Annotated in this window: 25 protein-coding genes; 22 read left to right on the top strand and 3 right to left on the bottom strand. The window is 63.5% G+C overall.

Features of this window, described 5'->3' with window-relative positions; translation table 11 throughout:
- Positions 1 to 33: 33 nt before the first annotated feature.
- The 13 genes from EKO19_RS05600 (at position 34) to EKO19_RS05540 (ending at position 13,661) form a co-directional block, all read left to right on the top strand.
- Positions 34 to 1,380, top strand: a complete 1,347-nt coding sequence (locus EKO19_RS05600) for a metal-dependent hydrolase family protein (RefSeq protein WP_129775381.1) — start codon at positions 34 to 36, stop codon at positions 1,378 to 1,380.
- The gene (locus tag EKO19_RS05595) at positions 1,380 to 2,591 is read left to right on the top strand and encodes a cytochrome P450 (RefSeq protein WP_129775380.1); all 1,212 of its coding nucleotides are present in this window, start codon (positions 1,380 to 1,382) and stop codon (positions 2,589 to 2,591) included. The genes EKO19_RS05600 and EKO19_RS05595 overlap by 1 nt, the downstream gene beginning before the upstream one ends.
- Positions 2,588 to 3,790 carry a cytochrome P450 gene (locus EKO19_RS05590; protein WP_129775379.1) on the top strand — a complete coding sequence of 401 codons (1,203 nt, stop codon included), beginning with the start codon at positions 2,588 to 2,590 and terminating at the stop codon, positions 3,788 to 3,790. The genes EKO19_RS05595 and EKO19_RS05590 overlap by 4 nt, the downstream gene beginning before the upstream one ends.
- Positions 3,787 to 4,527, top strand: a complete 741-nt coding sequence (locus tag EKO19_RS05585) for an SDR family NAD(P)-dependent oxidoreductase (protein WP_129775378.1) — start codon at positions 3,787 to 3,789, stop codon at positions 4,525 to 4,527. The genes EKO19_RS05590 and EKO19_RS05585 overlap by 4 nt, the downstream gene beginning before the upstream one ends.
- Positions 4,528 to 4,532: 5 nt before the next feature.
- Positions 4,533 to 5,270 (top strand): ThuA domain-containing protein, encoded by a 738-nt coding sequence (locus EKO19_RS05580; RefSeq protein WP_157995126.1) that lies wholly within the window; start codon positions 4,533 to 4,535, stop codon positions 5,268 to 5,270.
- The gene (locus EKO19_RS05575; RefSeq protein WP_129775376.1) at positions 5,263 to 6,024 is read left to right on the top strand and encodes an SDR family NAD(P)-dependent oxidoreductase; all 762 of its coding nucleotides are present in this window, start codon (positions 5,263 to 5,265) and stop codon (positions 6,022 to 6,024) included. The genes EKO19_RS05580 and EKO19_RS05575 overlap by 8 nt, the downstream gene beginning before the upstream one ends.
- A 3-nt stretch (positions 6,025 to 6,027) precedes the next feature.
- Positions 6,028 to 6,819 carry an SDR family oxidoreductase gene (locus EKO19_RS05570; RefSeq protein ID WP_129775375.1) on the top strand — a complete coding sequence of 264 codons (792 nt, stop codon included), beginning with the start codon at positions 6,028 to 6,030 and terminating at the stop codon, positions 6,817 to 6,819.
- Positions 6,812 to 7,213, top strand: a complete 402-nt coding sequence (locus EKO19_RS05565) for a limonene-1,2-epoxide hydrolase family protein (protein ID WP_129775374.1) — start codon at positions 6,812 to 6,814, stop codon at positions 7,211 to 7,213. The genes EKO19_RS05570 and EKO19_RS05565 overlap by 8 nt, the downstream gene beginning before the upstream one ends.
- A 5-nt stretch (positions 7,214 to 7,218) precedes the next feature.
- On the top strand, positions 7,219 to 8,214 hold the full coding sequence (locus EKO19_RS05560) for an amidohydrolase family protein (RefSeq protein ID WP_129775373.1): 996 nt from the start codon (positions 7,219 to 7,221) through the stop codon (positions 8,212 to 8,214).
- 12 nt (positions 8,215 to 8,226) lie between these two features.
- Positions 8,227 to 9,048: a sugar phosphate isomerase/epimerase family protein gene (locus tag EKO19_RS05555; RefSeq protein ID WP_129775372.1), complete on the top strand. Its 822-nt coding sequence runs from the start codon at positions 8,227 to 8,229 to the stop codon at positions 9,046 to 9,048.
- A gap of 121 nt (positions 9,049 to 9,169) precedes the next feature.
- Positions 9,170 to 11,446 carry a TonB-dependent receptor gene (locus tag EKO19_RS05550; protein ID WP_175596962.1) on the top strand — a complete coding sequence of 759 codons (2,277 nt, stop codon included), beginning with the start codon at positions 9,170 to 9,172 and terminating at the stop codon, positions 11,444 to 11,446.
- Positions 11,443 to 12,699, top strand: a complete 1,257-nt coding sequence (locus tag EKO19_RS05545; RefSeq protein ID WP_157995125.1) for an MFS transporter — start codon at positions 11,443 to 11,445, stop codon at positions 12,697 to 12,699. Before EKO19_RS05550 ends, EKO19_RS05545 begins: the two co-directional genes overlap by 4 nt.
- Positions 12,696 to 13,661: a PDR/VanB family oxidoreductase gene (locus EKO19_RS05540; RefSeq protein ID WP_129775369.1), complete on the top strand. Its 966-nt coding sequence runs from the start codon at positions 12,696 to 12,698 to the stop codon at positions 13,659 to 13,661. Before EKO19_RS05545 ends, EKO19_RS05540 begins: the two co-directional genes overlap by 4 nt.
- Here EKO19_RS05540 and EKO19_RS05535 read toward each other — a convergent pair.
- Complete coding sequence (locus EKO19_RS05535) at positions 13,656 to 14,807, bottom strand: MFS transporter (protein WP_129775368.1); 1,152 nt, start codon at positions 14,805 to 14,807, stop codon at positions 13,656 to 13,658. The genes EKO19_RS05540 and EKO19_RS05535 overlap by 6 nt on opposite strands.
- Positions 14,808 to 14,817: 10 nt before the next feature.
- Positions 14,818 to 15,789 carry a transcriptional regulator FtrA gene (gene ftrA / locus EKO19_RS05530; protein WP_129775367.1) on the bottom strand — a complete coding sequence of 324 codons (972 nt, stop codon included), beginning with the start codon at positions 15,787 to 15,789 and terminating at the stop codon, positions 14,818 to 14,820.
- 93 nt (positions 15,790 to 15,882) lie between these two features.
- Between ftrA and EKO19_RS05525 the strand changes: the two genes are divergently transcribed.
- Entirely contained in the window at positions 15,883 to 16,275 is a 393-nt protein-coding gene (locus tag EKO19_RS05525; protein WP_129775366.1) for a rhodanese-like domain-containing protein, read from the top strand.
- On the opposite strand, the gene EKO19_RS05520 is transcribed toward EKO19_RS05525, so the two are convergent.
- Entirely contained in the window at positions 16,259 to 17,272 is a 1,014-nt protein-coding gene (locus EKO19_RS05520) for a GlxA family transcriptional regulator (protein ID WP_217705128.1), read from the bottom strand. The genes EKO19_RS05525 and EKO19_RS05520 overlap by 17 nt on opposite strands.
- A gap of 151 nt (positions 17,273 to 17,423) precedes the next feature.
- Here EKO19_RS05520 and EKO19_RS05515 point away from each other — a divergent pair, with 151 nt between their 5' ends.
- The 8 genes from EKO19_RS05515 to EKO19_RS05480 all read left to right on the top strand — a co-directional run bounded on the left by EKO19_RS05515 (position 17,424) and on the right by EKO19_RS05480 (position 26,413).
- On the top strand, positions 17,424 to 18,674 hold the full coding sequence (locus tag EKO19_RS05515) for a sarcosine oxidase subunit beta family protein (RefSeq protein WP_129775365.1): 1,251 nt from the start codon (positions 17,424 to 17,426) through the stop codon (positions 18,672 to 18,674).
- Entirely contained in the window at positions 18,674 to 18,958 is a 285-nt protein-coding gene (locus EKO19_RS05510) for a sarcosine oxidase subunit delta (RefSeq protein WP_129775364.1), read from the top strand. Before EKO19_RS05515 ends, EKO19_RS05510 begins: the two co-directional genes overlap by 1 nt.
- Positions 18,955 to 21,924, top strand: a complete 2,970-nt coding sequence (locus tag EKO19_RS05505) for a sarcosine oxidase subunit alpha family protein (protein WP_129775363.1) — start codon at positions 18,955 to 18,957, stop codon at positions 21,922 to 21,924. The genes EKO19_RS05510 and EKO19_RS05505 overlap by 4 nt, the downstream gene beginning before the upstream one ends.
- 4 nt (positions 21,925 to 21,928) lie before the next feature.
- Positions 21,929 to 22,540 (top strand): sarcosine oxidase subunit gamma, encoded by a 612-nt coding sequence (locus EKO19_RS05500; RefSeq protein WP_129775362.1) that lies wholly within the window; start codon positions 21,929 to 21,931, stop codon positions 22,538 to 22,540.
- A gap of 3 nt (positions 22,541 to 22,543) precedes the next feature.
- Positions 22,544 to 23,002, top strand: coding sequence for a hypothetical protein (locus EKO19_RS05495; RefSeq protein ID WP_129775361.1), 459 nt, complete (start codon positions 22,544 to 22,546; stop codon positions 23,000 to 23,002).
- 148 nt (positions 23,003 to 23,150) lie between these two features.
- Positions 23,151 to 23,381 carry a hypothetical protein gene (locus EKO19_RS05490; protein WP_129775360.1) on the top strand — a complete coding sequence of 77 codons (231 nt, stop codon included), beginning with the start codon at positions 23,151 to 23,153 and terminating at the stop codon, positions 23,379 to 23,381.
- Between the two features lie 72 nt (positions 23,382 to 23,453).
- On the top strand, positions 23,454 to 23,726 hold the full coding sequence (locus EKO19_RS05485; protein ID WP_129775359.1) for a DUF4242 domain-containing protein: 273 nt from the start codon (positions 23,454 to 23,456) through the stop codon (positions 23,724 to 23,726).
- Between the two features lie 89 nt (positions 23,727 to 23,815).
- Positions 23,816 to 26,413: an AAA family ATPase gene (locus EKO19_RS05480; protein WP_129775358.1), complete on the top strand. Its 2,598-nt coding sequence runs from the start codon at positions 23,816 to 23,818 to the stop codon at positions 26,411 to 26,413.
- Positions 26,414 to 26,415: the final 2 nt, after the last annotated feature.

Genomic DNA, 26,415 nt, shown 5'->3' with positions numbered 1-26,415 from the left:
ACGGTCCGGCCAAAATCGGATTCGGGGGTGTGCTTGAGTAATGTCACTCTGATCACGGGGTGCAACGTCATCGACGGTAGCGGCTCCGCACCCTTCGCTGCGGACGTGCTGATCGAAGGCTCGCGCATCAAGGCGGTTGGCGTTTCCGCCGCGACCCGCGCCGCGACCCTGCAGGACGTTCGCAGGCTGGCGGCGCCGGGCATGACGTTGATGCCCGGATTGATCGACGCGCATTGTCACGTCACCTTCGACGCCCCCATTTCCAACGACGAGCTGTTTTTTCACCGGCGTCATGGCTTGTCGGCGATCATCGCCGCCGTGGATGTGCGCCGGCTCCTGTATGCCGGCGTCACCGGATTCTTCGACGCCGACTCCATCTTCGAGATCGGCGTCGATCTGCGCGACGCGATTGAAACCGGTGTGATCGAAGGCCCGCGCATGGCCACTGGCGGTTACGCGTTGATGACTTCGGTCGGCGGCACGGCAGGCCGCCTGATTCCCGATGAAGGCGTACGCGGCTACGCGGTGATCACGCGGACTCGCGACGAGATCGTGAGCGAGGTGCGGCGGCAGATCAAACATGGCGTCGACTGGATCAAAGTCCATGTCACCGGACTGGTGCCGCGCCAGCGCGCTCGCGGTGAGCTCACTGTCTGGACTTACGACGAATTGCGTGCGGTTTGCGATACCGCTCACGCGCTGGGTATTCCTGTCGTCGGTCATTGTCGGAACGCGAGCAGCGCTCGAGATGCCGCCAGAGCGGGCTTCGACATGATCCTGCACGGCACATATATGGACGAGGAAGCCATCGAAGCTGTGTGTGAGCGGAAAGTTCCGGTGGTGCCGACGTTCACGTTCCAGGCCAACCTGGCGGACTTCGGTTCGGCAGTGGGAGCCGATCCGGCGCTCCAGGAAATGTTCCGTCGCGAGATCGCGGACAGCGCCGCGACGCTGCAGCGTCTGCATGCTGCCGGCGTTCCCATCCTGTGCGGCACCGAAGGCGGTTTCTCGCTGACGCCGCTCGGCGATTGGAACTATCGCGAGCTCGAAGTGTTCGTTCGCGATCTTGGCTTCACCGCATTGCAGGCCATTCGTGCCGCCACCTTCGACGCGGCCCGCGCGCTGAAACTCGAGGGAAAAGTCGGCTTGATCGCGCCCGATCAACTTGCCGACGTCATCATCGTCGATGGCGACCCGTCGAAGGACGTGACCATCCTCGGCGACCGCGCCCGCCTCAAGCATGTCATCGCGGATGGCCGGTTCATCGATCTGCAGCGACCCATTCCGCCGCGCCAGCTCATCAGCGGCTGGCGTACCAGCAATTACTCCAAGGCCATTCTCACGCGCGAGCTGGCCATGCGTTCCAGGAATTCCAATTGATGAGCACCATCACCGTCACCGGCTACAAGGAAGCACAGCAGACGCTGTCGATTCCGGACCTGAGCCAGGCGCTGTACGACGAGGGCGCGGCGCTCATGGCCGACGTGCTCGTCAATCTGCACGGCGAGGATCACAAGCAACGCCGCGCGCTGGAAATGAGTGTGTTCCGTCGGGACTTTTTTTCGTACTACGAAAAGGAGGTCCTGCCGCCGGTCGTCGAGGAAACGTTGCGTCCGTTCGTCGCGGCCGGCCGAGGTGACGTGGTCGAGATCGGCTATCGAGCGATGATCGGCCTGACCGCCGACTTCGCGGGAATCGATCGCCAGCGGCGCGTGCCGGAGGAGACGGCGGATCTGGTGAGACTGCTGCGCGTGTTCGGGCACGCCGCGACGATGGGGCAGTTCAAGGGCACGCCGAGTGAGGCGGAGGAGTTGAAGAAGCGGGTCGTCGACGGCATGCGCGAGTTCGACGAACGATTCTTCGGCCCGTCGGTCGCCCGGCGCGAAGCACTGTTGGCGAAGTTCAGGAACGGGGAGATCGACGAAGCGGCCTTGCCGCGCGACATCCTGACGCTGCTGCTTCGCAACGAGCTCAATCTCGATCTGCCACGCGAGCGGGTGCTGCGCGAGACGGCGTTCTACTTTCTGGCCGGCGCGCATACATCGATCCACTCGTTGTCGCATGCCATGCACGAGATCTTCGCGCTGTGCGAGCGCAATCCGGCCGAGCGGGAGCGTCTGGAAAAAGACGTGCTGTTCCTGCAGCGCTGTGTGCACGAGAGTTTCCGGCTGCATCCGTCCAGCCCCGTGTCGAAGCGCAAGGCGATGTGCCCGATGTCGCTACCGAACGGGCAAGCGGCGACGACCACCGACACGATCGTCATCGATCTGTATCAGGCCAATCGTCAAGTCGATGCCTTCGGTGACGACGCGGCATCGTTCAATCCGCATCGCACGAGAGTTCCGCCGCGCATGCCCTACGGCATCACGTTCGGCGTAGGTGTGCATTCGTGCCTTGGCAAGAACCTGGCGGCGGGCGACTTGCCGACCGCGACGACCAATCCGGAAACTCATCAGCTCGGAACGGTCACGTTGCTGGCAAGGGCGTTTCTCGCGCACGGCGCGCGTCCGGATCCGACTCGCAAGGCGGAGCAGGACCTGTCCACCGAGCGTGAAACCTGGTTGGCCTATCCCCTCGTGTTCGCCCGATGAAAGAACATCACGTCAGCTCTTACGCCGGCGCCGTCGAAGCGCTGCGCCACCCGCAGATGGTCCAGGCGTTGTACGACGCTGGCGCCGTGATCATGCACAAGACGCTGCTTACGCTCGACGGCGAAGAGCATCGGCTGCGTCGCCTGCTCGAGAACCGGGTGTTCCGCAAGGAGTTCCTGGCGTACTACGAGCGCGACGTGTTTCCCGCGACGCTGACCGCGACGCTGGCGTCGTATCTCGATGCCGGCCGCATGGATCTGATCGACTTTGGTCGCCGGGTCACGATGAATCTCACGGCGGATTTTGCGGGCATCGATCGTCCGGAGGGTTCCGCCGATGAAACCGCCGTGCTGTTCGAGCTGGTGAAGATCTTCAGCGAGGGCGCGACGCTCGTGCACTCGAAACGAGTGAAGAGTGAAGTCGAGTCGGAGGTGCGAGCGGCGCTGCAGGTGTTGGATGCGCGCTTCGTGCAGCCGTCCATCCGCCGACGACAACAGCTGATCGCGAAATTCGGCCGCGGCGAGCTTTCCGAAGAGGAGCTGCCTCGAGACATTCTCACTGTGCTGCTTCGGAATGAAGACCGCGTCGAATTGCCGCCCGACGTATTGTTGCGAGAGATGGCGTTCTATCTGCAGGCCGGGTCGCACAGTACGTCGAATTCCCTGGCGCATGCGATGCACGAGATCTTCCTCTGGTGCGAGCGTCATCCGGAGGACTGGCAGCGGGTCGTCGAAGACCGCCTGTTTCTGCAACGCTGTGTGCATGAAAGCCTGCGACTGCATCCGGCCAGTCCGGTGGCATGGCGCCGGCCGACGTGTCCGTTCTCGATGCAGGGCGGCGACGCGTTGACCGAGCAGGATCGGGTCGTGATCGATCTGGCCTCGGCCAATCGCGATCCGTCGATCTACGGCGCCGATGCGGGCGAGTTCAATCCGTCGCGTGTCATTCCGCGAGGTCACTTTCCGTTCGGGCTGACCTTCAGCTCCGGTGTGCACACGTGTCTCGGCCGTGATCTCGACGGCGGTGTGATCGCGAAGCCCGATACCGATCCAGCCAAACATCAGTACGGGTTGATCTCGCTGCTGATCGGCGCGCTGCTCGATGCGGGTGTGCGGCCGGATCCCGACCAGCCGCCGGTGCCCGATGCACATACTCAACGTCCGAATTGGGGCCGCTACCCCGTGGTGTTCACGCGATGAAAACGATGATTGTGACGGGGGCCGGCGGCGGGCTCGGCGAGCAGATCGCCTTGCGCGCGAGTCAGGCGGGCTATCGGGTCGGTCTGGTCGACGTCGATGAGCAGCGTGTCAAGGCCGCTGCCGCTCGCATCCCGAATGCGGTCGGCTATCGCGCCGACACCAGCAGCGAAGCCGATGTCGAGGCTGTGCTCGATCAGTTCGGCGAGGTTCCCGACGTGCTGGTGAACAACGCCGGCATCGTGCGCTTCGGGCCGCTGCTCGAACAGTCGGCGGAGTCGTTCAAGAAAGTGGTCGAGGTGAATTTGATTGGCTGCTTCATCAGCGCCAAGGCGGTGGCCAGACGCATGGTCGGGCGAGGCAGTGGCTCGATCATCAACATTACATCGATCAATGCCGTGCATCCGGGCCCGGGTGCCGGAGCGTATCCGGCGAGCAAGGCCGCGGTGGCCTCGCTCACCCAGCACATGTCGCTGGAATGGGCGCCGGCGGGGTTGCGCATCAACGCGATCGCTCCGGGCTTTATCGATGCGGGCATGTCGGCGCCGATCTATGCGGATCCAAAAGTGCGCAAGCTGCGAGGCGGCGCGGTTCCGCAGCGCCGGCTCGGCGTCGCCGACGACATCGCGAATGCAGTGCTGTTTCTGGCATCGGAGCAGGCGGCCTACATCAACGGTCACGAGCTGGTCGTGGATGGCGGCGTGGTCAACAGCATCCTGATGCAACTGCCCCGGGACTGATCCGGGTGGCGAAGCTTCTGCGACAACTCTTGGTGACTGGCGGCATCTATCACGATTTCGCGGCCACAGCGGCGGCATTCGCGGGGGCCATCGAGCCCATGGGAGTGCAGACGACCATTGTGTCCGGCGCTGACGCGGCGTTGCGCAATATCGATGTGAGCAACTGCGAGCTGCTGACTATCGACGCACTGTTGTTCACGATGACCCAGCATGAGAAGTACGCGCCGCTTCGCGAACAGTATGCGTTCGAGTTGTCGTCCGGTGCGCGTGACAGCGTCGAGCGTTACGTGCGCGAGGGTGGCTCGTTGCTTGGGCTCCACACGGCAAGCATCTGCTTCGACGGCTGGGCGCAATGGGCCAGGATTCTTGGTGCCGGTTGGGTGTGGGGTCAGTCGTCTCATCCGCCGGCGGGCAAGGTTCGAGTGGAGCGCACGATCGATGGTGACGGCATCGTTGCCGCCGCGCCGCCCTTCGAAGTGTTCGACGAAGTATATCGAGGTCTGCAAGTCGCGCCGGAAGCCGAGCCACTGTTACGAGCTCGCGCCGCAAGCGATGACGAATCTCATCCGGTGATGTGGCGCTATCGCTATGGTGCGGGGCGCGTGATCTACGACGCTCTGGGGCATGGGCCGGATTCGATCGCTGAGCCGACCCATTTGAGTATTTTGAAGCGCGCCGTGCAGTGGCTGCTCGAGCCCGCGATGATGAACGAAGCTAAACGGGGGCTCGAGGCGCATGCGTGATATCGCGGGCATGTCAGTGCTGGTGACAGGCGGCGGCTCGGGCTTGGGCGAGGGCACTGCCAGGCACTTTGCCGCGCGTGGCGCGAGGGTCACGATCTGCGGCCGCCGGCGTGGCAAGCTCGAGGCGGTCGCAAACAGCATCGGGCCGGCGTGTCATTTCGTCGAGGGTGACATCACCAACGCGAACGATCGCGCCGGCATTCTCGGCGCCGCCATCGCGCATGGCGATGGGCTGCACGCGCTGATCAACAACGCCGGCAATATGTATCGCGGACCGTTGGTCGAGCTGGAGGAGCGGCAACTGCTCGACGTGTTCAACTCCAATGTAGTCTCCGCGATGATGCTGAGCGGACTTGCCGTCCCGCATCTGGCCAGGACTCGAGGCGCAATTGTTTTCATCGGCTCCGTGCATACCCGCCGCGCTTATCCCGGCGCGTCGCCGTATGCAGCGACCAAGGGGGCGGTTGAAGTACTGACCCGGGTGCTGGCGGCCGAGCTCGGCTCGCAGAAGATTCGGGTGAACTGCGTCGTTCCGGGCGCGGTGTTCACCGAGATCAATCAGCGTGCTGGGTTGCTCGACGACGCTGCGGCTCGCAAGCGGCTAGATGCCATGGCGAGCAGCCACGTTCTGGGAAGGATCGGCACGGAGGAAGAGATCGCGGAGGCCATCGCCTATCTGAGTTGCGCCGAGTGGACGACCGGTGCGGTGCTCGAAGTCGATGGTGGCCTTGGCCTCGGCTTGTCACCGGGCTGACTCATGGACCTGGGGTTGCAAGGCAAGATCGTCATCGTCTGCGGCGCGAGCGCAGGTATCGGCTTCGAGTCGGCGCGCGCGTTCGTTGCTGAGGGTGCGAACGTGGCCATCTGTTCGCGTAACCAAGCGAGCATCGAGGCCGCGGCAAATGCGCTCGATCCGGAACGCACGGGACGCGTGCTGCCCGTAGCTGCCGATCTTTCGGATGAGCCGGGGGCGGCGAAGCTCATCGATGCGGTTGTTGCTCGCTACTCGAGGATTCACGTACTGATCAATAACGTCGGCGGCCCGCGTCCGGGGACCTTCACCGCGCTTGATGACAGCGCATGGCAAGCCGCCGTCGATCTCACATTGATGTCCGCGGTTCGCGTGACTCGTCTGGCGCTGCCCTTCATGCGCGAGCAGCGATGGGGGCGCATCGTGAACGTCTCGTCGTACTCGGTGAAACAACCGATTCCCGGCCTGATGCTCTCCAATAGCGTTCGCATGGCCATGCTGGGCTGGGCGAAGACGCTGGCGAACGAAGTGGCCGCGGACAACGTGCTCGTGAATACCGTTTGTCCCGGCTGGACGCGGACCGATCGGGTTCAGCAGATCTTCACTTCGCAGGCGGGCGCCGCCGGCACCGATGTCGACGCCGTCGAGGCTCGCATTGCCTCTGGAATTCCGCTCGGGCGCCTGGCCGAGCCGAATGAGATCGCGTCGGCTGTGGCGTTCTTGAGCTCCGAACGCGCGAGTTACCTCACAGGCACGGCGTTAGCGGTGGACGGCGGAGCGGCGCAATCGTATGGCTGATCGTGATCGACACCGCGAGGCGACGGCGCTTGCAGTCGTGCACGACTTCATCGCGGCCTGGAACGCCAACGATATGGATCGCGTGCTGGCGTTGCTGGACGAGAACGTCCGCTATCACAACATGCCGGTCGCGCCGCTCGATGGACGTCGCGCGGTCGCGGAGTATCTCGCCAGCAAAGGCGGCTTCGACTGGATCAATTGGCGGCTGTTGGCCATCGCGGTCGACGGCGACCGCGTGCTGACGGAGCGCGTCGACGATTTCAGCATCGGCGGTGTCGAGGTCAGCCTGCCCATCATGGGCACGTTCGAAATCCAGGACGGCAGGATCAGGGCCTGGCGCGACTACTTTGACATGGATACCTATCGGCGCCAGCTCGGCAAGCCAGCACACTGAATCTCATGTCCATCAAGACCGCACGCACCATCGACATTCACGCGCACGCCGTGCTCGAAGAAACTTTCGGCACGGCGGGCCACCATGGCCCCGAGCTGACGACGGCGCCCGACGGTCGGCCGCTGTTTCGCGTCGGCGGCTACGAGCTGCATGGCGTACGTTATCGTGGCAGCGCCTTCATGGATGCGGACCTGCGCATCGCCGCCATGGACAAAGCGGGCATCGACTTTCAGGTGCTGTCGCCGAATCCACTGACGTACTTTCATTTTGTCGAGGCCGCCTCGGCAGTGAGCTTCTGTCGCCGGCACAACGACACGCTGGCGCAACTGGTCGAGCGCTATCCGGAGCGCCTCGCCGGATTCGCCGCGTTGCCCATGCAGGAGCCGGAGCTGGCGGCTTTGGAATTGACGCGAGCGGTGCGGGAGCTGGGCATGTGGGGGGCCTACGTGGGCACCGAGTTCGGCATTCGTCTCGATTCGCCGCGGTTGGATCCTTTGTATCGGCGCTTCGTGGAATTGAATGTTCCTCTGTTCCTGCATCCGGCGCCGGCGGGCATCGATGGCCCGGCGGCATTTCCCGCCGTCGGTCATTTCGACCTGGATCTGCTGATCGGCTTCGCCGCGCAGGAAACAATCGCGGTCGGAACATTGATCTATGGCGGCGTACTGGATCGGCATCCGGATCTGGACATATGCGTCAGTCATGGCGGCGGCGCCATTGCGTTTCTTGCGGGCCGTTTCTCACAAGCCGCGCGTAAGCGGCCATGGTCGCAGGGGCCGCTGCGAGACGAGGACGCCTTCGTGCAGCGGCTGCGCCGCCTCTGGTACGACGATCACGTTCACGATCCGATGTCACGACAAATGCTCGAGCGCCTCGTCGGTGCCGATCGGCTGGTGTTGGGCACGAACTTCGCGGGTTGGGATCAGCCTGAGCACATGGATGCGCACCACATATCGCAGCAGCTCGCCGACAACGCACGTCGGCTGCTGCGTCAGAGCTGAGCGCAGCGGCACATGTGGCGGCAGGGGGCTTTCTCGCTGGCATATTTGACCGTCGATGGCGCCGGCCCGTTGGAACACATCGCGGCCGCCGCCGAGGCGGGCTACCAATCGGCGGGGCTGCGAATTCTGCCGCCGCGACATCTCGCCGGCGCGCCGGCGGTGGTCGGCAATGTTCCGCTGATACGCGCGATCAAGCGAGCGTGCAGCGAGTCTGGAGTCTCGTTGCTCGATGCCGAAGTCGTCAGTCTCACTCCAGTCTCGACTCGGGCGCAGCTGCAAGCCGTCGTCGATGTGGCGGCGGAGCTGGGATTCAGCTTCATTCAAACCGTCGTCGAGGATTCAGATGCGCGGCGCGCGGCAGATCGACTTGCCGAGCTGGCCGATATCGCGGCGGCAGCGAAGACCGGGGTTGCGCTGGAGTTCATGCGTTTTCGCGCTGTGACCGATCTGCAGTCCGCCATGCGGCTGATAGATCTCGCTGGACGGCCGAATGTGCAGGTGTTGATCGACGCGTTGCACCTGGCGCGCTCGGGCGGCACTCCCGAACAAGTCGCGACGCTGTCACCGGACAGCATCGCTCTTGCGCAGCTTTGCGACGCGCCGGCCGCTGCGCCGCCCGACGAGCTATTGGCTCGGGAGGCGCGCACCGCTCGTCTGCCTCCGGGCGAAGGGGCATTGCCACTGGGGGCGCTCCTGGACGCGTTGCCCGACGGCGTGCCGCTCAGCATCGAAGTGCCGAACACGGCCCACGAAACTCTCGATTACGCGGTCCGGGCCCGCTGTGCCCTGGGCGCCACAAAGTCGCTACGCGCGCATAAATATCGATATCGATGAAAAATGATGTATCGAAATCGATGTAAACGAGTGTAGTCTGTGCTTCGAGCCCGCAGTGGGCGGCCGGCCCACGAGGCGGGCTTCAAATCCTAGAAAACAGCATTGGGGGATCGGCATGTCGATGCAAACCAGAGGTCTGTTGGGGCTGGCGTTGGCCGCGGTCGGCGGCACCGTGAGCACGCCGGCATGGGCGGCGGACGAGGCGGCCAGTGAAGCGCCCAAGCTGGAAGAGGTGCTGGTCTACGCCGAGCGCAAAGCCGCCGGCACCGCCGTGCAGGAAGTGCCCATGGCGGTCAGCGCCGTCGACGGGAACATGATCGAGCAGGCGCAGATGGTCAGCGTGACCGACATCGGCCGCATCGTGCCGAACGCGCAGCTCGATCCGGTCGGCACTTTTCCGGGCTTCTCGAACTTCGTGATCCGCGGCGTCGGCAACACCAACAGCACGCGATCCATCGACGCGCCGGTCAATATTCTCCAGGACGGCATGGTGATCGACTATCAGGCCGGCGCGGTGCTGGATACGTTCGATGCCGAGAGCGTCGAAGTGCTGCGCGGTCCACAAGGTGTGTTGTTCGGCCGTAACGCGTCCGGCGGCGCGATCGTCCTGCGCTCGCGTCGGCCGACGGGCGATTTCAACGGCAATATCAACTTCACCATCGGCGATGCCAACACGCGCGAAGTGAAGGCGGCGATCGAAGGCAGTCTCATCGAGGACAAGCTTGCGGCGCGTCTCGCCGTCATGACTCACGAAGATGACGGCCGCATCAAGAACACGCTGAAGGGCACGTACGCGGCGGTGCCGGTGTGTCCGACGGGAACGCCGAACTGCAACGTGAACAATATCGACGGCACTCCGGTGCAGCACTCCACCGGCAGAATCGCGGCTCAGGATCATTTGATCGTGCGCCCGACGTTCGTGTTCACGCCGACCGACGATGTCAAATTCACGTTGCTGACTCAGTATCAGAACTTCGACGATGGCGGCGGCGTCGCACGCTCCGTCGTGCCCGGGGACGCGGCGACGACGGCGCTCAATACGCAGTGGGGCTTCACGCCGAATCCCGGCAAGTACGAAACCAACGTGGCCGAGACCGGCTACACCAAGATCGAGGCATGGCACGCGATCGGTGAGCTGCAATGGGACTTCGACGCCGGCACCTGGACGACGGTGGTCGCGCATCGTGACCTCGACTACAAGGCGACCATCAACGTCGACGGCACGCCGTTCAGCCTGACCATCTTCCCGGACAACGTCGAGAAGGCGGAGCAGTTCAGCATCGAATCGCGCTTCAACGGCAACATCACCGACGATCTCGACTATCTGGTCGGCGTCTTCTACATGGATGCCAAGTCCGACGTGACCGAGTTGCGCGAGATCCGCAGCAACACCTCGACCATCGTCAATCACTTCGCGTCTTACTGGAATCAGGACTCCACGACCTCGGCGGTCTACGCCAATCTCGACTATCACTTCACCGACCGATGGACGCTGTCGGCGGGCTTGCGTTACACCGAGGACGAGAAGGACTTCCACATGCGCCGTCCGCTCACGGCGTGCGGCGCAAGCTATGCGCTGTGCGTCGATCAGCCGATCGAGGATTCTTCGAAGTGGAGCAAGGTCACGCCGCGAGCGGTGCTGACATATCGGCCGAACAGCGATATCACGACCTATCTCAGTTACGCAGTGGGATATCGCGCCGGTAATTACAATGCTCGCGGCAGTGCCGCCGCCATTCCAGTGCCGGCCGATCCAGAGACCAACACGGCTTACGAGATCGGAGCGAAGACCGATCTGCTGCCCAACCTGCGCGTGAACGCGGCGTACTTCTATCAGGACTATAAGGACATTCAACGCACCGGCACCGTGCCGGGCGTCAATCCGCCGATCTCGACCCTGTTCAACGCCGGCGCGGCAACCATCCAGGGCGTGGAGCTGGAGGTCAGCTGGTTGCCCATCGATTCGCTGCGTCTGGATGTGAATTACGGCACGGTGGATGCCAAGTACGACACGCTGCTCGGTATCACCTGTCCGCCATGCGGCGGCGGCGTGACCGATCCGACCGATCTGAAGTTCGATCGAGTGATTCCGTGGAAGGCGAATGTCGCCGCCACGTACACGGTCGATATCGGCGCAGGCAAGCTGGCAACTCGCCTCGCCTACGAGCGTCGTGCCGAGGCCGACACCGACGTGAGAAATTTCGACGCGCTGGTGATGCCGGAGTACGGCATTCTCGACGCGAGCATCGGCTACGACCTCGGCGCGTGGTCGTTCTCGATGTTCGGCCGGAATATCACCAACACGGACTACGTCGATATTCGCTCGTTGGGTGTGGGTTACCAAGCGTTCGGCGGCTCCCCCCGCAGCTACGGCGTGACGGTGGGATACTCGTTTTGACCGGACGCACTGACGAACTGCGCCGCGGCTGGCTGCTGATCCTGGCAGCCTGCGCGGGCGTCACCTGCAGCTCGGTGGTGCTGCCGTTCTATTCCATCGGTGTGCTGGTCAAGCCGCTCACCGCAGAGTTTGGATGGACGCGAGCGCAGTTCCAGTCTTCGATCCTGTTCAGCGCCGGCCTCGGCGCGTTGATCGCACCTGTCGTAGGCTGGCTCATTTATCGCTACGGCGCGCGGCGCACGGCGCTGGTCGGCTTGTTTGGATTGAGCCTGGGATTCATTTTCGCGGCGTTCATCCAGGGACAGCTCTGGATGCTCTATGTCGCGTATGGCGTGATGGCGGTGTTTGGCGCCGGGACCACGCCAGTGACGTGGACCAGCGCGATCACCGCCAACTTCGATCGCACGCGAGGCATCGCGCTCGGGCTGACGCTGACGGGTACGGGGATCTGCGCCGTGCTTGCGCCTCAGTATGGCGTCTGGCTGGTTGAATCGTTCGGTTGGCGGGCGGCGTACATCGGCCTTGCCTTGCTGCCGATTCTGTTCGCGGGGCCGATCGTTTATCTCGGCTTCCGGCCCGAAGGCGCCGGCGCTGGCAAAGCACGACCGGTAGCCGACGCGAGCTGGGGGCTGACGCTTGGCGAAGCGTTCCGCGGTTACAAGTTCTGGATCCTGTTCATTTCCATTCTATGTGTGTACATGGCCGTGTCCGGCATCAGTCCCAACCTGATTCCGGCCCTCACGGACAACGGCATGTCCGCTCACGATGCGGCGAGCGTGCAAGGCATGTATGGCCTCGCGATCGTGCTCGGTCGCCTGGTCGTCGGCTATCTGATCGATCGCTTCTGGGCGCCGGGCGTCGCCGCTGTCGCGTTGTGTCTGCCAGTGGTGGGCTGTTTCATGTTGGTGGGAACGCCGTCGTTCCATTTGGCCTGCTTCGCGGCGCTGCTGATCGGTTTCGCGGCGGGCGCCGAGCTCGATCTGATGTCGTTCCTGACCGCGCGTTACTTCGGTTTGAAACACTACGCCAAGATCTACGCCGTGCTGTATGCGGTGCTGGCGATTTGCTCGGGCGTCGCTCCCGTCGCGTTCGCGACCGTGTTCGATCGCACCGCCAGCTACGATGTGAGCTTCTACGTTGCGTCGGCGGTGTTCGCTGTCGGCGCTTTGATTCTTCTTTCCCTGGGGCCCTATCCGAGGCGTGAGCAACCGATGCAGTTCGTGCAGCCGGTTGCGCAAGCGGTATCACGATGATTCATTCCTGGCTGCAACTGAAAGTCGCTGCGCGCCGTGAGGAAGCGCAACAGATTTGCTCGTTCGAGCTGATCGATCCGCAGGGGCGGGCGCTCCCTCCGTTCACGCCGGGTGCTCACGTCGATGTGGAGCTCGGGCCGGGCATGATTCGACAGTATTCGCTATGCAACGACCCGAGCGAACAACATCGTTACCTCATCGCCGCGCTTCGTGAGCCTGAAGGGCGTGGCGGCTCGGTTGCGCTTCACGATACTGTCAAAGTGGCGGATGTGATCCGAGTCAGCGAGCCGAAGAATCATTTCCCGCTCGCGGCAAACGCCGATCGTCACTTGTTGCTTGCCGGCGGCATTGGCGTGACGCCGCTGCTGGCCATGGCCGAGTATCTATCGCGTCGCGGCCTCGACTTCGAGATGCATTACTGCACGCGGTCTCGGGCGCGAGCTGCGTTCCTGGAGCGCATTCGACAATCGACGTTCGCGAAGCAGGCCTGCGTGCACTTCGACGATGGCCCGGACGAGCAACGGTTCGACGCGAACCAGGTGCTCGGCGAGCCGCTGCCGGGAACTCATATCTATGTGTGCGGGCCGAGCGGCTTCATGAGCCATGTGCTGCAGACGGCCAAGGCTCGAGGCTGGCCGGACGGGCAGACGCATCGCGAGTATTTCGCGCCGGCGGAGCAGTCGGCCACGCCGGCCGGGCAGTTCGAAGTGGAGTTGGCGAGCAGCGGCCAGGTGTTCGTGATTCCCGCCGACAAGCCTATAGTCGAAGTGCTGCTCGATCAGGGCATCGAGATCCCGACGTCGTGCGACCAGGGAGTGTGCGGCACGTGCCTGACGCGCGTGATCTCCGGCGTGCCAGATCATCGAGACTCTTTCCTCACGGATCAGGAACGGGCACGGAACGATCAGATGACGCCCTGTTGCTCGCGGGCGAAGTCGTCGCGACTGGTGCTGGATCTATAGGCGGCGCAGTGCGAGGTAGGTCGACAGCAGTACCGTCCATCCTATGATCAGCACCACCGGGATCAGCTCCAATCCCCAGTACTGAGCGATCAAGCCGCACAGCGCGGGCAATGCTGCGAGACCCACCGCGCCCATCGATACCTGCAAGCCGACGGTGTTCGCCGTGTGGCGGGGACCGACGCGTGCTGGAGTGGTTGCGATCATCGAGGGAAAGATCGGTCCGGCGGCGAAGCCCATCACGGCGATGGCCACGGTGTCCACCCTCGGGTGCAGATCGAGCAGCAACGTCACGACAGCGGCAAGCGCTACGATCATGCAGAGCTTGACGATCGATTCCGGGTTGACGGTCGAGGGCAGGAACGCATACCCGAGTCGGCTCGCAAACAAACCGCCCCAATACAGGGTGACGGCTGTGCCCGCTGCTGCGGTCGTGATGTCGCGAGCCTCGTATAACAACGAGAATACCCACGCGCCCGCCGCAGCTTCGCAACCTGTGTAGATCAGGAACACCAGCAATGAGAGTTGAACTTTGCCGAGCTGCAACGTCTCGATCAAACGCGCCGGTCGAAGAGGATCTTCATGCGAGGCCACCGGTGGCGGCCACTGCCGTCGCGACAGAACGAATGCAACTGCAAGCAGGATCTCGACGACGACGATGATTTGATAACCGAGCTGCCAGGGGCGACCTGTCGTCAGCACGGTGGTCATCAACGCCGGTCCTGCCGCTGCGCCGACGCCATAGAACGCATGCAGTACATTGACCAGCCGCGCTGAGTAGCGCGTCGCCGCGTGAGTGTTGATTGCCGCGTCGATGGCACCCGCACCGAAACCCGTCAGCAACCCAATGGCGACGAAAACAGTCCACGAAGGCGCAAGCGTATAGCCGAACAGCGCGACGGCCGTCAGAGCGCAGGAGAACGCGAGCAGGTCGCCAATACCCATTCGACTCAGGATGACGCCGCTGGCCGTGCTCGCCATCACCGAGCCCACGGTCACTGTGATGAACAGCGGGCCCAACGCATCCTGATTCAATCCGAAGTGGACGCGCAGCGCGGGCCACACGACACCGATCACCGCATCCGGCAGGCCCAGTGCGATGAATCCCACGAAGCTCAGGACCAGCAATAACTGGTTCGGTCGTGACATGGAGTGGCCGTCAGGGGCTCGCGAACTGGCGACGATAGGTGGCCGGGCTGGTGCCGGCGACGCGGCGGAAGTGGCGCCGGAATGTCTCTTGTGACTTGAAGCCCACCGCCTCGGCCACTCGTGGCAGTGAATGGCCGCCCGTTTGCAGCAAGTCCTTGGCTAGCGCGACGCGCTCGCGAATCAGCCACTCGTACGGTCCAAAGCCGACCGTTTCCTGAAACTGACGTTGCAGCGTGCGCGGGCTCATGGAGGCGCGACGTGCCAATGTTCGCAACGTGTGAGCTTGCGAAGGGTGCGCGCGAACCCAGTCGATGAGTTTCGAAAGACGATTGCGCTCATCCTGCGGCATGGGCCGCGGCAGATATTGAGCCTGGCCGCCTTCGCGGTGAGGCGGAATGACCAGGCGTTGCGCGACCTGATTTGCGATTCTGGCGCCATAGTCCCGTCGCACGAGATGCAGCAGCATGTCCAATCCCGCGGCGGAGCCGGCCGAGGTGAGCACCTGTCCCGAATCGATATAAAGCGAGTTTGGTTCCACCGTCACGGTCGGATAACGTTTGCTCAGACGCTCGGCGTAGCGCCAATGGGTCGTGACCGTCCGGCCGTCGAGTACACCCGCTGCCGCGAGCACGAAGACACCCGAGCAGATCGTGCAAAGGCGCGCGCCTCGCTCATGAGCCGCGCGAATCCGACGCAGCAGGGCAGGCGGCGGCACTTCATCCGCATTTCGCCAGCCGGGAATCACGATGGTGTCGGCCTCATCGAGCAAGGCCAGCGAGTTGGGTACTCGGACCTCGATGCCGCCGGCGGCGCGCAATGGTCCGCGCTCGGCGGAGCACACCGCGAAGTCGTACCACTCCACGCCCAGCTCCGGCCGGTCGAGCGCGAACAGCTCGACGACACAGCCGAATTCGAACGTGCACAGGCCGTCGTAAGCGAGGGCGACGACGCGATGCCGGCTGGAGCGGGATTGCTTGCTCATGGCGCGATGTTACCGATCTATGGCGTCGGCGCCAGTGGGCTCCAGGGCTGATTTTGCGCAGAATGCCTGCATCGACCGAGCCTGGAGGATTTTATGACCACCGCCGTCACCGCCGTCGCTCCTGCCAGCAGCGATCGCGCCCTGAAGCATTTCGCGACCGCGCTCGAATTTGAAACGGACTGCTGGGATGTGCACGACGTGATGGCCAGCGGCAAGCAGGATTTCGTGCTGCTCGACGTGCGAAGTCACGCGCTCTACGAGGCGGGCCACGTGCCGGGCGCGGTGAGTCTGCCGCATGGAAAGATCATCGAAGCAACGCTGCGCGACTATCCGGCCGACACTGTCTTCGTGGTGTACTGCGCAGGTCCTCACTGCAATGGCGCGCACCGTGGCGCGATCCGACTGGCGCGGCTCGGTCGCCCCGTGAAGCTGATGATCGGCGGCATCACCGGCTGGCTGGATGAAGGCTTTACTTTGGATCGATGACGCGTTGTTCGCGTTCACGAGCATCGCGTGGCGTGAATCCAAAGCTGCGGCGGAACGCCCGCGAGAATTGACTGGCGGAGGCAAAGCCGGTGGCGAGCGCGACTTCAAGGATGGACAGCGAGGTTTCACGCAACAGTTGCCTGGATCTGGCCAGCCGTACGACCAGATAGTGCTCGTGTACGCCGCGCCCCAGTTCGCCGTTGAAGGAGCGCTCGAGCTGCCGAAGTGACACACCCGCGAGCGTCGCGAGTCGGTCGCGGGATAACGGCGTTTCGATGTGCGCCTCCATCGCGCGCAGCGCTTTGAGCAGCTTCGCGTCACCCACGCCCAGTCGAAAGCGCAGATCCATTCGTTGCGGCCCCGCGCCTTCTCTCACCTGCGTATGTAACAACCAATCGCTGACGGCGGCGGCCAGCTCATGGCCGTGATCGCGTCTGATCAACGCCACCATCATGTCGAGCCCGGCAACGCCGCCCGAACACGTCGCGCGGTCGCGGTCGAATTCGAACAAGGAACGGGTCAGTTTCACATCGGGGAACGCTTCCTGAAACGCGGGCATGTGTTCCCAATGCACGGTGCAGCGGCGGCCGGACAGCAGGCCGGCCCTGGCGAGAATAAACGGGCCGCCGGAAATGCCGCCGATGGTGATGCCGCGTGCCGCCAGTTTCTTCAGCCAGCTGAATGTCCGCCGATCGTTGAAGGTCGCCGGATTGCCGCCGGCACACACCAGCATGAGATCGAGCGAACCCACCTCGGCACCGAACTTGAAGTCCGGCAGCACCGCCGCGCCATTCGAAGCGAGCGCGGGTTTATCGGCGGGCGCGGCGTTCCACCATTTATAAAGTGTCTTGCCCGCCAGTACATTGGCTGCCCGCAGCGGCTCGACCGCGCAGGCGTAGCTCATCAAGGCAAAGCCAGGAATCAACAGGAAGCCCACCGACTCTACGGGCGGAACGGTCCCTGGCAATTCGCCGGGCAATGGTTTGGGTCGCGGCACGATGGCGGAAACTGTACAGAGCGTGTCGCAAATGAGCAATTGCCGCGCAGGCCCCTGCCTAAGATGCAAGGCCTGTGAACACTCATTGGGTGGGCTGCGTTGCGCCTCCAATCGCCTGCAGCAAGGCGCAAAGCGCAGCCCTAGCACACATATGCGCTATTCCATCTTCAGTCTCATGCGTCAGGCGCTGCGGGGTCATCGCGACTGGACTCCCGCGTGGCGCGACGCCGTTCCCAAACCGGCTTATGACGTCATCATCGTCGGCGGTGGCGGGCACGGGCTCGCGACGGCTCACTATCTTTCCAAGGTGCACGGCATCACCCGGGTCGCCGTGCTCGAGAAGGGCTGGATCGGTTCGGGCAACGCCGGCCGTAACACCACCATCATTCGTTCCAACTATCTGCTGTCCGGCAATGTGCCGTTCTATGAGTTCTCGATGCGGCTCTGGGAAGGGCTGGAGCAGGACCTGAACTACAACGCGATGGTGAGTCAGCGCGGCATTCTGAATTTGTATCACTCCGACGCCCAGCGCGACGCCTATGCGCGACGTGGCAACGCGATGCGCATGCATGGCATCGACGCCGAGCTGCTCGATGCGAACGCGGTCCGGCGCATCGCGCCGTTCATGGATTTCGACAACGCCCGCTTTCCGATCCAGGGCGGTTTGCTACAGCGGCGCGGTGGAACGGCACGGCATGACGCAGTCGTCTGGGGCTACGCACGCGCGGCCAGCGATCGCGGCGTGGATATCATTCAGAACTGCGAAGTCACCGGATTCATTCGCGAGGCGGGCCGCATCGCCGGCGTGACCACTTCGCGCGGTGAAATCAAAGCAGCGAAGATCGGCCTTGCGGTGGCAGGTAACACCTCCAGGCTGACCAATCTGGCCGGTCTGCGGCTGCCCATCGAAAGTCACGTCCTGCAGGCATTCGTATCCGAGTCGATCAAGCCGCGCATTCCGGGCGTGATCACCTTCGGCGCGGGGCATTTCTATGTGAGCCAGTCGGACAAGGGCGGGCTGGTGTTCGGCGGCGACATCGACGGTTACAACTCCTACGCTCAACGCGGCAACCTGCCCACGGTCGAAGATGTTTGCGAAGGCGGCATGGCCGTCATTCCATCGCTGGGGCGCGTGCGTGTGCTGCGCTCATGGGGCGGTGTGATGGACATGTCGATGGATGGTTCGCCCATCATCGATCGCACGCCGCTGTCCGGCCTGTATCTGAATACCGGTTGGTGCTACGGCGGTTTCAAGGCGACGCCGGCGTCGGGCTGGTGTTTCGCTCATCTGCTGGCTCGCGATGAACTGCATGAAGTCGGGCGCGACTATCGCCTCGACCGCTTCGCCATCGGCCATCTGATCGACGAAAAGGGAGTGGGCGCGCAGCCCAACTTGCACTGATGCGTATCCAATGTCCGTTCTGCGGCGAGCGGGATTCCAGCGAGTTCACCTATCTGGGCGACGCGACGGTGCGCCGTCCGGATCCCAGTGCGCCGGAGCAATACTTCGAGGCGGTGTACCTGCGTGACAACCCGGCGGGCCGCCACGAGGAGCTGTGGTATCACGGCTTCGGGTGTCGCAGCTGGCTGCGCGTGACTCGCGATACGCGCACCCACGAGATATTCACCGTCGAGATGTATAACGACGCGACCACCGAAACAAACCAGGAAGCGGCACGCGCATGAGCGGTCATCGGCTCGGCAAAGGCGGCCTGATCGATCGTCAGCGTGCGCTGACGTTTCAGTTCGATGGCCGTCGCTTCACGGGGCATGCGGGCGACACGGTGGCGTCGGCGCTGCTCGCGAACGGCGTCCAACTGGTCGGTCGCTCATTCAAATACCATCGTCCACGCGGCATTCTCACGGCCGGCTCCGAAGAGCCGAACGCACTCGTCGAGCTGCGCACCGGGGCGCGTCGCGAGCCGAACACGCGGGCCACGGTGGCTGAACTGTTCGATGGCCTGGAAGCCACCAGCCAGAATCGCTGGCCGTCGCTCGGGTTCGATGTCGGCGCGATCAACTCGCTGCTCTCACCCATCTTCGTCGCCGGGTTCTACTACAAGACCTTCATGTGGCCGGCGGCGTTTTGGGAAAAGGTGTACGAGCCGCTGATTCGAAAGGCCGCCGGTCTGGGGCGTGCCAGCGAACAATCCGATCCCGACATTTACGAGAAGGCGCATGCGTTTTGCGATGTGCTGGTGATCGGTGGTGGCGCGGCTGGATTGGCAGCAGCGCTGAGCGCAGCACGCGCTGGCGCTCGCGTCATTCTCTGCGACGAGGATTTCGTTTTAGGGGGCCGCTTGAATGGCGATCGTCGCGAGATCGGTGGCTGCAGCGGCGTGGAGTGGACGCAACGGGCGGCAGCTGAGCTCGAATCCTTGCCGGACGTGCGAGTGATGCGTCGAACGACCGTGTTCGGTGCTTACGACGGCAATACGTTCGGTGCGGTCGAGCGGGTTTCCGATCATTTGCCGACGCCGTCACCGCATCAGCCACGTCAGCGCCTGTGGAAGATCGTGGCCAGGCGCATTGTGCTGGCGACCGGCGCGATCGAGCGCCCGCTGGTGTTCGGTGACAACGACCGGCCGGGCGTGATGATGTCCTCCGCCGCTCGCACCTATCTTCATCGATTTGGTGTTGCTGTCGGCCACAGCCCCGTCGTGTTCACATCGACGGATGATGGCTGGGTGACCGCGTTCGATCTGGCTCGTGCCGGCATCGCGGTTCGGGCTGTCATCGACACGCGAACGAAAATATCGGCGTCGCTGCTCTCCGGCGCGAAGCAAACCGGCATCTACACGTTGCTGGGCGCGCAAGTGGTCGCCACGCAGGGCTCGCACGGGCTGACTCGCGTGACGGTCCGAAAGCACGATGGCGGCATGGAGAATCTGAAGGCTGATGCGTTGTGCATGTCCGGCGGATGGAATCCGAACATCGCCTTGTCGACGCATCTCGGTGGCCGCCCGCGTTGGAGCGATGAGCTCTCGGTCTTCCTGCCAAGTGAGTTACGCGGAACGATCGTCGCAGGCGCGGCCCGCGGTTCGTTCACGCTTGCTGCCGCGCTCAGAGAAGGCGCTGCAGCTGGCGCCGAGGCGGCTCAATCAACCGGTCATGACGCGCCAGCCTGGTCGGCGCCGACAGTGGATGATGAGCTGTCGGGAGTCACGCCCTGCTGGCGCATCGCCGATTCGAGAGGCAAAGCGTTCGTCGATTTTCAGAACGACGTGACCGCCGACGATGTGACGCTCGCGGCGCGCGAAGGATTCACGTCGGTCGAGCATCTGAAGCGCTACACGACGCTCGGCATGGGGACCGATCAAGGCCGCACGTCCAACGTCAACGGTCTCGCGTTGCTGGCAGCCGCTACCGGACGAACCATTCCTGAAGTGGGCACGACGGTGTTTCGTCCGCCATACACGCCGGTCTCGTTCGGCGCTTTCGTGGGGCATCATCGCGGCAAGGACTTTCGGCCGACGCGGCTTACCGCCAGTCATCGCTGGGCAGCGGAGCGAGGCGCGACATTCGTTGAAGCCGCGCAATGGCTGCGAGCGCAATGGTTTGCCGAGCCGGGCGAGACCGACTGGCTGCAAACGGTGAACCGCGAAGTGAAGTCGGTGCGTTCGAGCGTCGGCGTGTGCGACGTATCGACGCTGGGCAAGATCGATATTCAAGGCAAGGATGCCGCGACGTTTCTCGATCGGGTCTACATCAACATGATCTCGACGTTGCCGGTCGGTAAGACGCGCTACGGAATCATGTTGCGTGAAGATGGCTTCGTCATGGACGACGGCACGACGGCTCACATTGCGCCCGGCCACTACGTGATGTCGACGACAACCGTGAACGCCGGCAAGGTCATGCAGCACTTGGAACATGCGCGGCAAGTGACCTGGCCGGAGCTGGACGTACAGATCGTCTCAATCACAGAGCAATGGGCGCAATACTCGATCGCAGGGCCGAACTCGCGACGTTTGCTGGAGCGATTGCTCGGCGGCGCCATCGATGTGTCCAACGAGGCATTCCCCTATCTGGCCTGCGCCGAGTTTCAATGGCAGAGCATGCGAGCCCGTCTGTTCCGCGTCTCGTTCTCGGGTGAGCTCGCTTTCGAACTGGCGGTGCCCGCGCGCTACGGCGATGCCACCATTCGCGCGCTCATGACTGCGGGCCAGGAGTGGGGCGTCGTTCCGTACGGTCTCGAAGCTCTTGGCGTCATGCGCATCGAGAAGGGGCATGTCGCCGGCAACGAGTTGAACGGGATGACGACCGCGGCCGATCTCGGCCTGGGTCGCATGATGTCGACGAAGAAAGACTTCATCGGGCGCGTGCTGGCGGGGCGGCCAGGGTTGGTGGATGCGAATCGACCCGCCTTGGTCGGTCTCAAACCGGTGGATCGAAGCAAACGATTGTTCGCCGGCGCGCACTTTCTTTCGAGCGGCGCGACGGTGGCATTGAACAACGATCAAGGTTATCTCACGTCCGTCGCGTTCTCGCCGATGCTCGATCACTGGATTGGCTTGGGCTTGCTCGCTCGGGGCCAGGCACGTGTCGGCGAACGGCTGCGCGCGTATGACCCATTGCGTAGCGGCGAAATCGAAGTCGAGGTCGTCTCGCCTGTGTTCTTCGATCCCGAAGGCGCACGCTTGAAAGGTTGAAGGCATGGCTCACTCACAGATTGAACTCACGCCGCGTGCGGCCTTCGCGGATCTGCCGATCACAGCCCCTGGCAGCGGTGTGGTCGTGCAGGAGCGCGATGAGTTGGGCATCGCTTCGGTGCTGGCCAGGCGTGGACAGCATGAGGCGTTGACGAAGCGGGTCCGCGAACGATTTGGTATCGAGCTGTCGCCCGGGCCAAGACGCTCGGCTGCCGGCGGGTGCGCGTTCATCGCTACGGGGCCGGGTGCGTGGATTGTGACAGTAGAAAGGGCAAGTAACGGCTGTGTCACATCGTTGACCGATGCGCTCGGTGATCTCGCCGCCATTTCCGATCAGAGCGACGGCCAGGCGGTGTTGCGTGTGTCGGGGCCGAAGGCGCGCGAGGCGCTGTGCAAGATCGTGCCCATCGATTTGCATCCGCGCATATTTCGCAGCGGCGCTGTGGCGGCGACCGTCGCAGCCCATGTCGGCGCGACGCTATGGCGGCTCGACGATGACCCGAGCGGTCACGCGGTGTTCGAAATTGCGGTGTTCCGCAGCCTTGCCGAAAGTTTCTGGCGTGCCTTGTCTGAAAGTGCCGCCGAATTCGGCGTCAGGATGAACGGCCGCGGCTAGCGGGTGCTGGCGAAAGCGCCGGCAGGCTCCTACTCTTGCGGTATGCCGAACATCAGCATCCGCGCCGTCATTCTTGCAACTCTTGCCGTCATGGGCGTCGACATCCTCTCGGGCATGCTGTTGACCCAGATGTTCGGCGGCCCGGGGTTCAGCTCCGACCTGTCGAAAGAGGAAATCCGGCATGCCTATCAGGTGTTGATGCAGGATGTCCGCTATCTGACGTTGGGCATGATCCTGGGCACAGCGTCCACCGTCCTCGGCGGCTATCTCGCCGCCCGCTTCGCACGCAGCATGCCGTATTTCAATGCGCTGGCCTTCGGGGTGCTGGGCATGCTCATCAGCATGATCGGCACCGGCGATCTGCCGCTGTGGTTCAAAATCCTCGGCCTGATCCTGAGCCTGCCCGCCGCCGTGCTCGGCGGCCACATCGCCAAGCTGCGGATGAGCGGGCCCGCGGCCTGAAATCCCGTCAATCTCCTGAAGATCCAGCGCGCTCCCGCGAGCGCACCTAATGGGATTTTCACTTGCCGCTCCGGGCCGACTGCCGTAGAACTTTGGCGACGAAGCCCGGCTTCGGTCCCGTGAGGGATACCGCAGATGTGGAGATGTGATGTTCTGGTCCGATGATTACGCTCGTTCGGCGGCACGTCGCGCCGCGCTTCCCAATGCCTGGTCCGTCGCCGATGTTCGTCGCCTGAGAGAGCTCGCTGGCCGCAATCTGTCGATCGAGGCGATTGCCACGACCCTGGGCCGCTCGCCGTCCGCGATCAAGAATAAAGCCGGTTTGCATGGCATTTCGCTGCGGGCCCGAGGCCTGACCAAAGTAAGGTCCGCAATATAGGCAATCCCGCCGTATTGGCCGGCGGGGTGGATTCGTATCGTGACCGGGCATCCCCCTATCGAGGAGACGAACATGCCCCGTTATCTGATTGAACGTACTTTCCCGGACGGTCTCGGCCTGCCCACCAATGCGGAAGGCGCCAAGGCGGCGTCGAATGTGGTCAGCAATAACGCCCAGGAGGGCGTGACCTGGATCCATTCCTATGTGACCCCGGATCGCAAAAAGACCTACTGCATCTACGACGGCCCGTCACCCGAGGCGATCCGGTCCGTGGCCGGTCGCAATGGCTTGCCGGTCGACCGTATCTCCGAAGTCCGGGTGCTGGATCCGTATTTCCTGTACTGACCCCGAGGGCTCGCGCCCGGGCACTGTCAGCCGCGCTATGATCCCGAGGCTTTTCGAGGATCGACGGCGTCGGCGTGGCGGGCCCGGGCATGAAGCTGTTGGAGCGGGATGAACTGCTGACCTCGCTACAGGGACTGCTGCGTAATGCCGCGGCGGGCCAGGGCAGCTTGTTGTTTCTCGAAGGCGAGGCCGGCATCGGCAAGACCTCGCTGCTACGAGCCTTCGCCGAATCCCAGCGCGCTCAGATGCCGGTGTATTGGGGCGCCTGCGACGCTCTGCAGACGCCTCGGCCGCTCGGTCCCCTGTTCGATATCGCCGCACAAATCCAGGGCGAATGGCAGATCGCGCTCAACAGCAACGTCGAGCGTCTGCAGATTTTCAGCAGCTTTCTGACCGAACTGGCGCGCCCACCGGCGTTGATCGTGCTCGAGGATCTGCACTGGGCCGACGAAGCGACGCTGGATTTCCTGCGTTATGTCGGTCGACGCATCGGTCGCACTCATGCGCTGCTGGTCGTGAGTTTTCGTAGCGACGAAGTGGGGCCGTCGCACGCGTTACGTCTGGTGCTCGGCGATCTTGCCACCAGCGGTGCGAAGCGCCTGTCACTGCAGCCTTTGTCGATTGCCGCGATTCAGGAGCTGATTGGCGATCGCGACGTCGATGCCGCTGAGTTACAGACCAAGACGGGCGGCAATCCTTTCTTTGTTACTGAAGTCGTCGCCGCGGGCGGCGTTGCAATGCCGGCGACAGTGCGAGACGCCGTGCTTGCGCGCGCTGGCCGCTTGCGACCATCTGCACGAGCGATTCTCGATGCCGCTGCTGTTGCGGGTCCACGAGTCGAGCCGTGGTTGTTGCAGGAGTTGACCGCGGCGGAGAGTGGCTGGATCGACGAATGTCTCGCGACCGGCGTGCTGTGTGCACAGAACGGCGCCTTCATGTTTCGTCATGAGCTGGCTCGCGAAGCCGTGCTCGACGCGTTGACTCCCACGAAAGCCATGAGCCTGCATCGCATGGTGTTACAGGCGCTGCAATCACGCGCGACGCCGGATCTCGCGCGGCTCGCGCATCACGCTGAAGGCGCCGCGTTTGAAGATGCCGTGTTACAGCTGGCTCCGGCGGCGGCTCGTGAAGCGGCGGCGAAGGGGGCGCATCGACAGGCGGCTCAGCAGCTGGCGCGGGCGCTGAAGTTTGCGACGGCATCGACCGCTCAGCGCGCGGCATTGCTGGATGACTATGCGTCCGAATGTCAGCTCAGCGGAATGGTGAGCGATGCGATCGACGCACGACTCAGCGCTGTAGAGCTCTGGCGAACTCTCGGCGAGCGAAGCAAACAAGCGATCTCGCTTGCGCGGCTCGCGCATGCGCTGGTGGTTTCGGGAAAGAATGCGGAAAGCGAGGTGACGATGCGCGAGGCGGCGTCGTTGGTCGCGGACGACGCGTCGGGCGCCGCGGCGGTTGTGGTGCGTCGTTGGGCGGCACATCTGCGCATGCTCGATCGCGACGTGACGCAGGCCATTCACGAAGGCGAGTTGGCGAAGGCGGCCGCCGAACGACTCGGCGATCGGGAATCCATCGTTCATTGTCTGAACACGATAGGTTCGTCGCTGATCATCGCCGGTCGGGTGGACGAGGGCTGCGCGCAGTTGGAACGCAGCCGTGCCCTTGCCGAGGAGATCCGGTCGGACTCGTGGGTTGCGAGCGCCTTCGTCAATCTGGGCTCGGCGTGTGGCGAGGTTTATCGATTCGACCTCGCCGACAACTATCTTCGTCGTGGCATCGACTTTTGCAGCGAGCGCGACATCGATTTCTCGCGGCTATATCAGCTGTCGTGGCAGGCGCTGGTGTGGATGTATCGTGGGCGGTGGACAGAGGCATCCGGTACGGCGCATGTCGTGCTCGCCGATCGACGCTCGCCGGTGATTGCTCGTATCACTGCGTTGATCGCGCTGGGGCGCGTGCGAGCGCGTCGTGGCGATCCAGCGGTGTGGGAAGCTTTGCATGAAGCGCAGGAGCTCGCGGGCAATACCAAAACCTTGCAACGAGTTGCGCTGATGCAGGCCGCGCGTGCCGAGGCGGCGTGGTTCGAAGGACGAACGGCTGAAGCGGCGAGTGAAGGCTGCGCCGGCGTCGAGCTGGCAGTACGCAAGCAGCATCCGTGGTTTGCGTCGGAGCTATTGTTTTGGTGTTGGCAAGGCGAAGGCTCGCTGCCCGGCGGCATGCCCGAGTTCTGCATGCAGATGCCCTTCGCGATGGAGATCCACGGCCGCTGGCAGGAGGCCGCTGAGAAGTGGCGCGAATTGAAGTGTCCGTTCGAAGCGGCGCGCGCGATGATGGAAGGCGATGAGTCCGCGCAGCGCGAAGCCCTCACCGTGTTCGAGTCATTCGGTGCGCGGCCCATGATCGAACGGATGCGTTACAAACTGCGCTCCGCAGGCGTTCGTGGCTTGCGGCGAGGCCCGCGGGAGAGCACGCAGAACAATCTTGCGGGACTGACGACCAAGGAAATCGAGGTGCTGGGCCTGCTTTCACAAGGCTTGCGCAATAAGGAGATCGGCGAACGACTGAATCGCTCGTCGAGAACCATCGATCATCACCTGGCTGCGATTTTCACCAAGTTGGATGTTTCAACGCGAGCCGAGGCGGTCAGTGCCGCCTACCGCCTCGGCATCATTTCAGCGAAGGCGTAGCT

The organism is Peristeroidobacter soli (genome assembly GCF_004138485.1).
Classification (GTDB): domain Bacteria; phylum Pseudomonadota; class Gammaproteobacteria; order Steroidobacterales; family Steroidobacteraceae; genus Steroidobacter; species Steroidobacter soli.
This window is presented reverse-complemented; position numbering and strand designations above follow the sequence as displayed.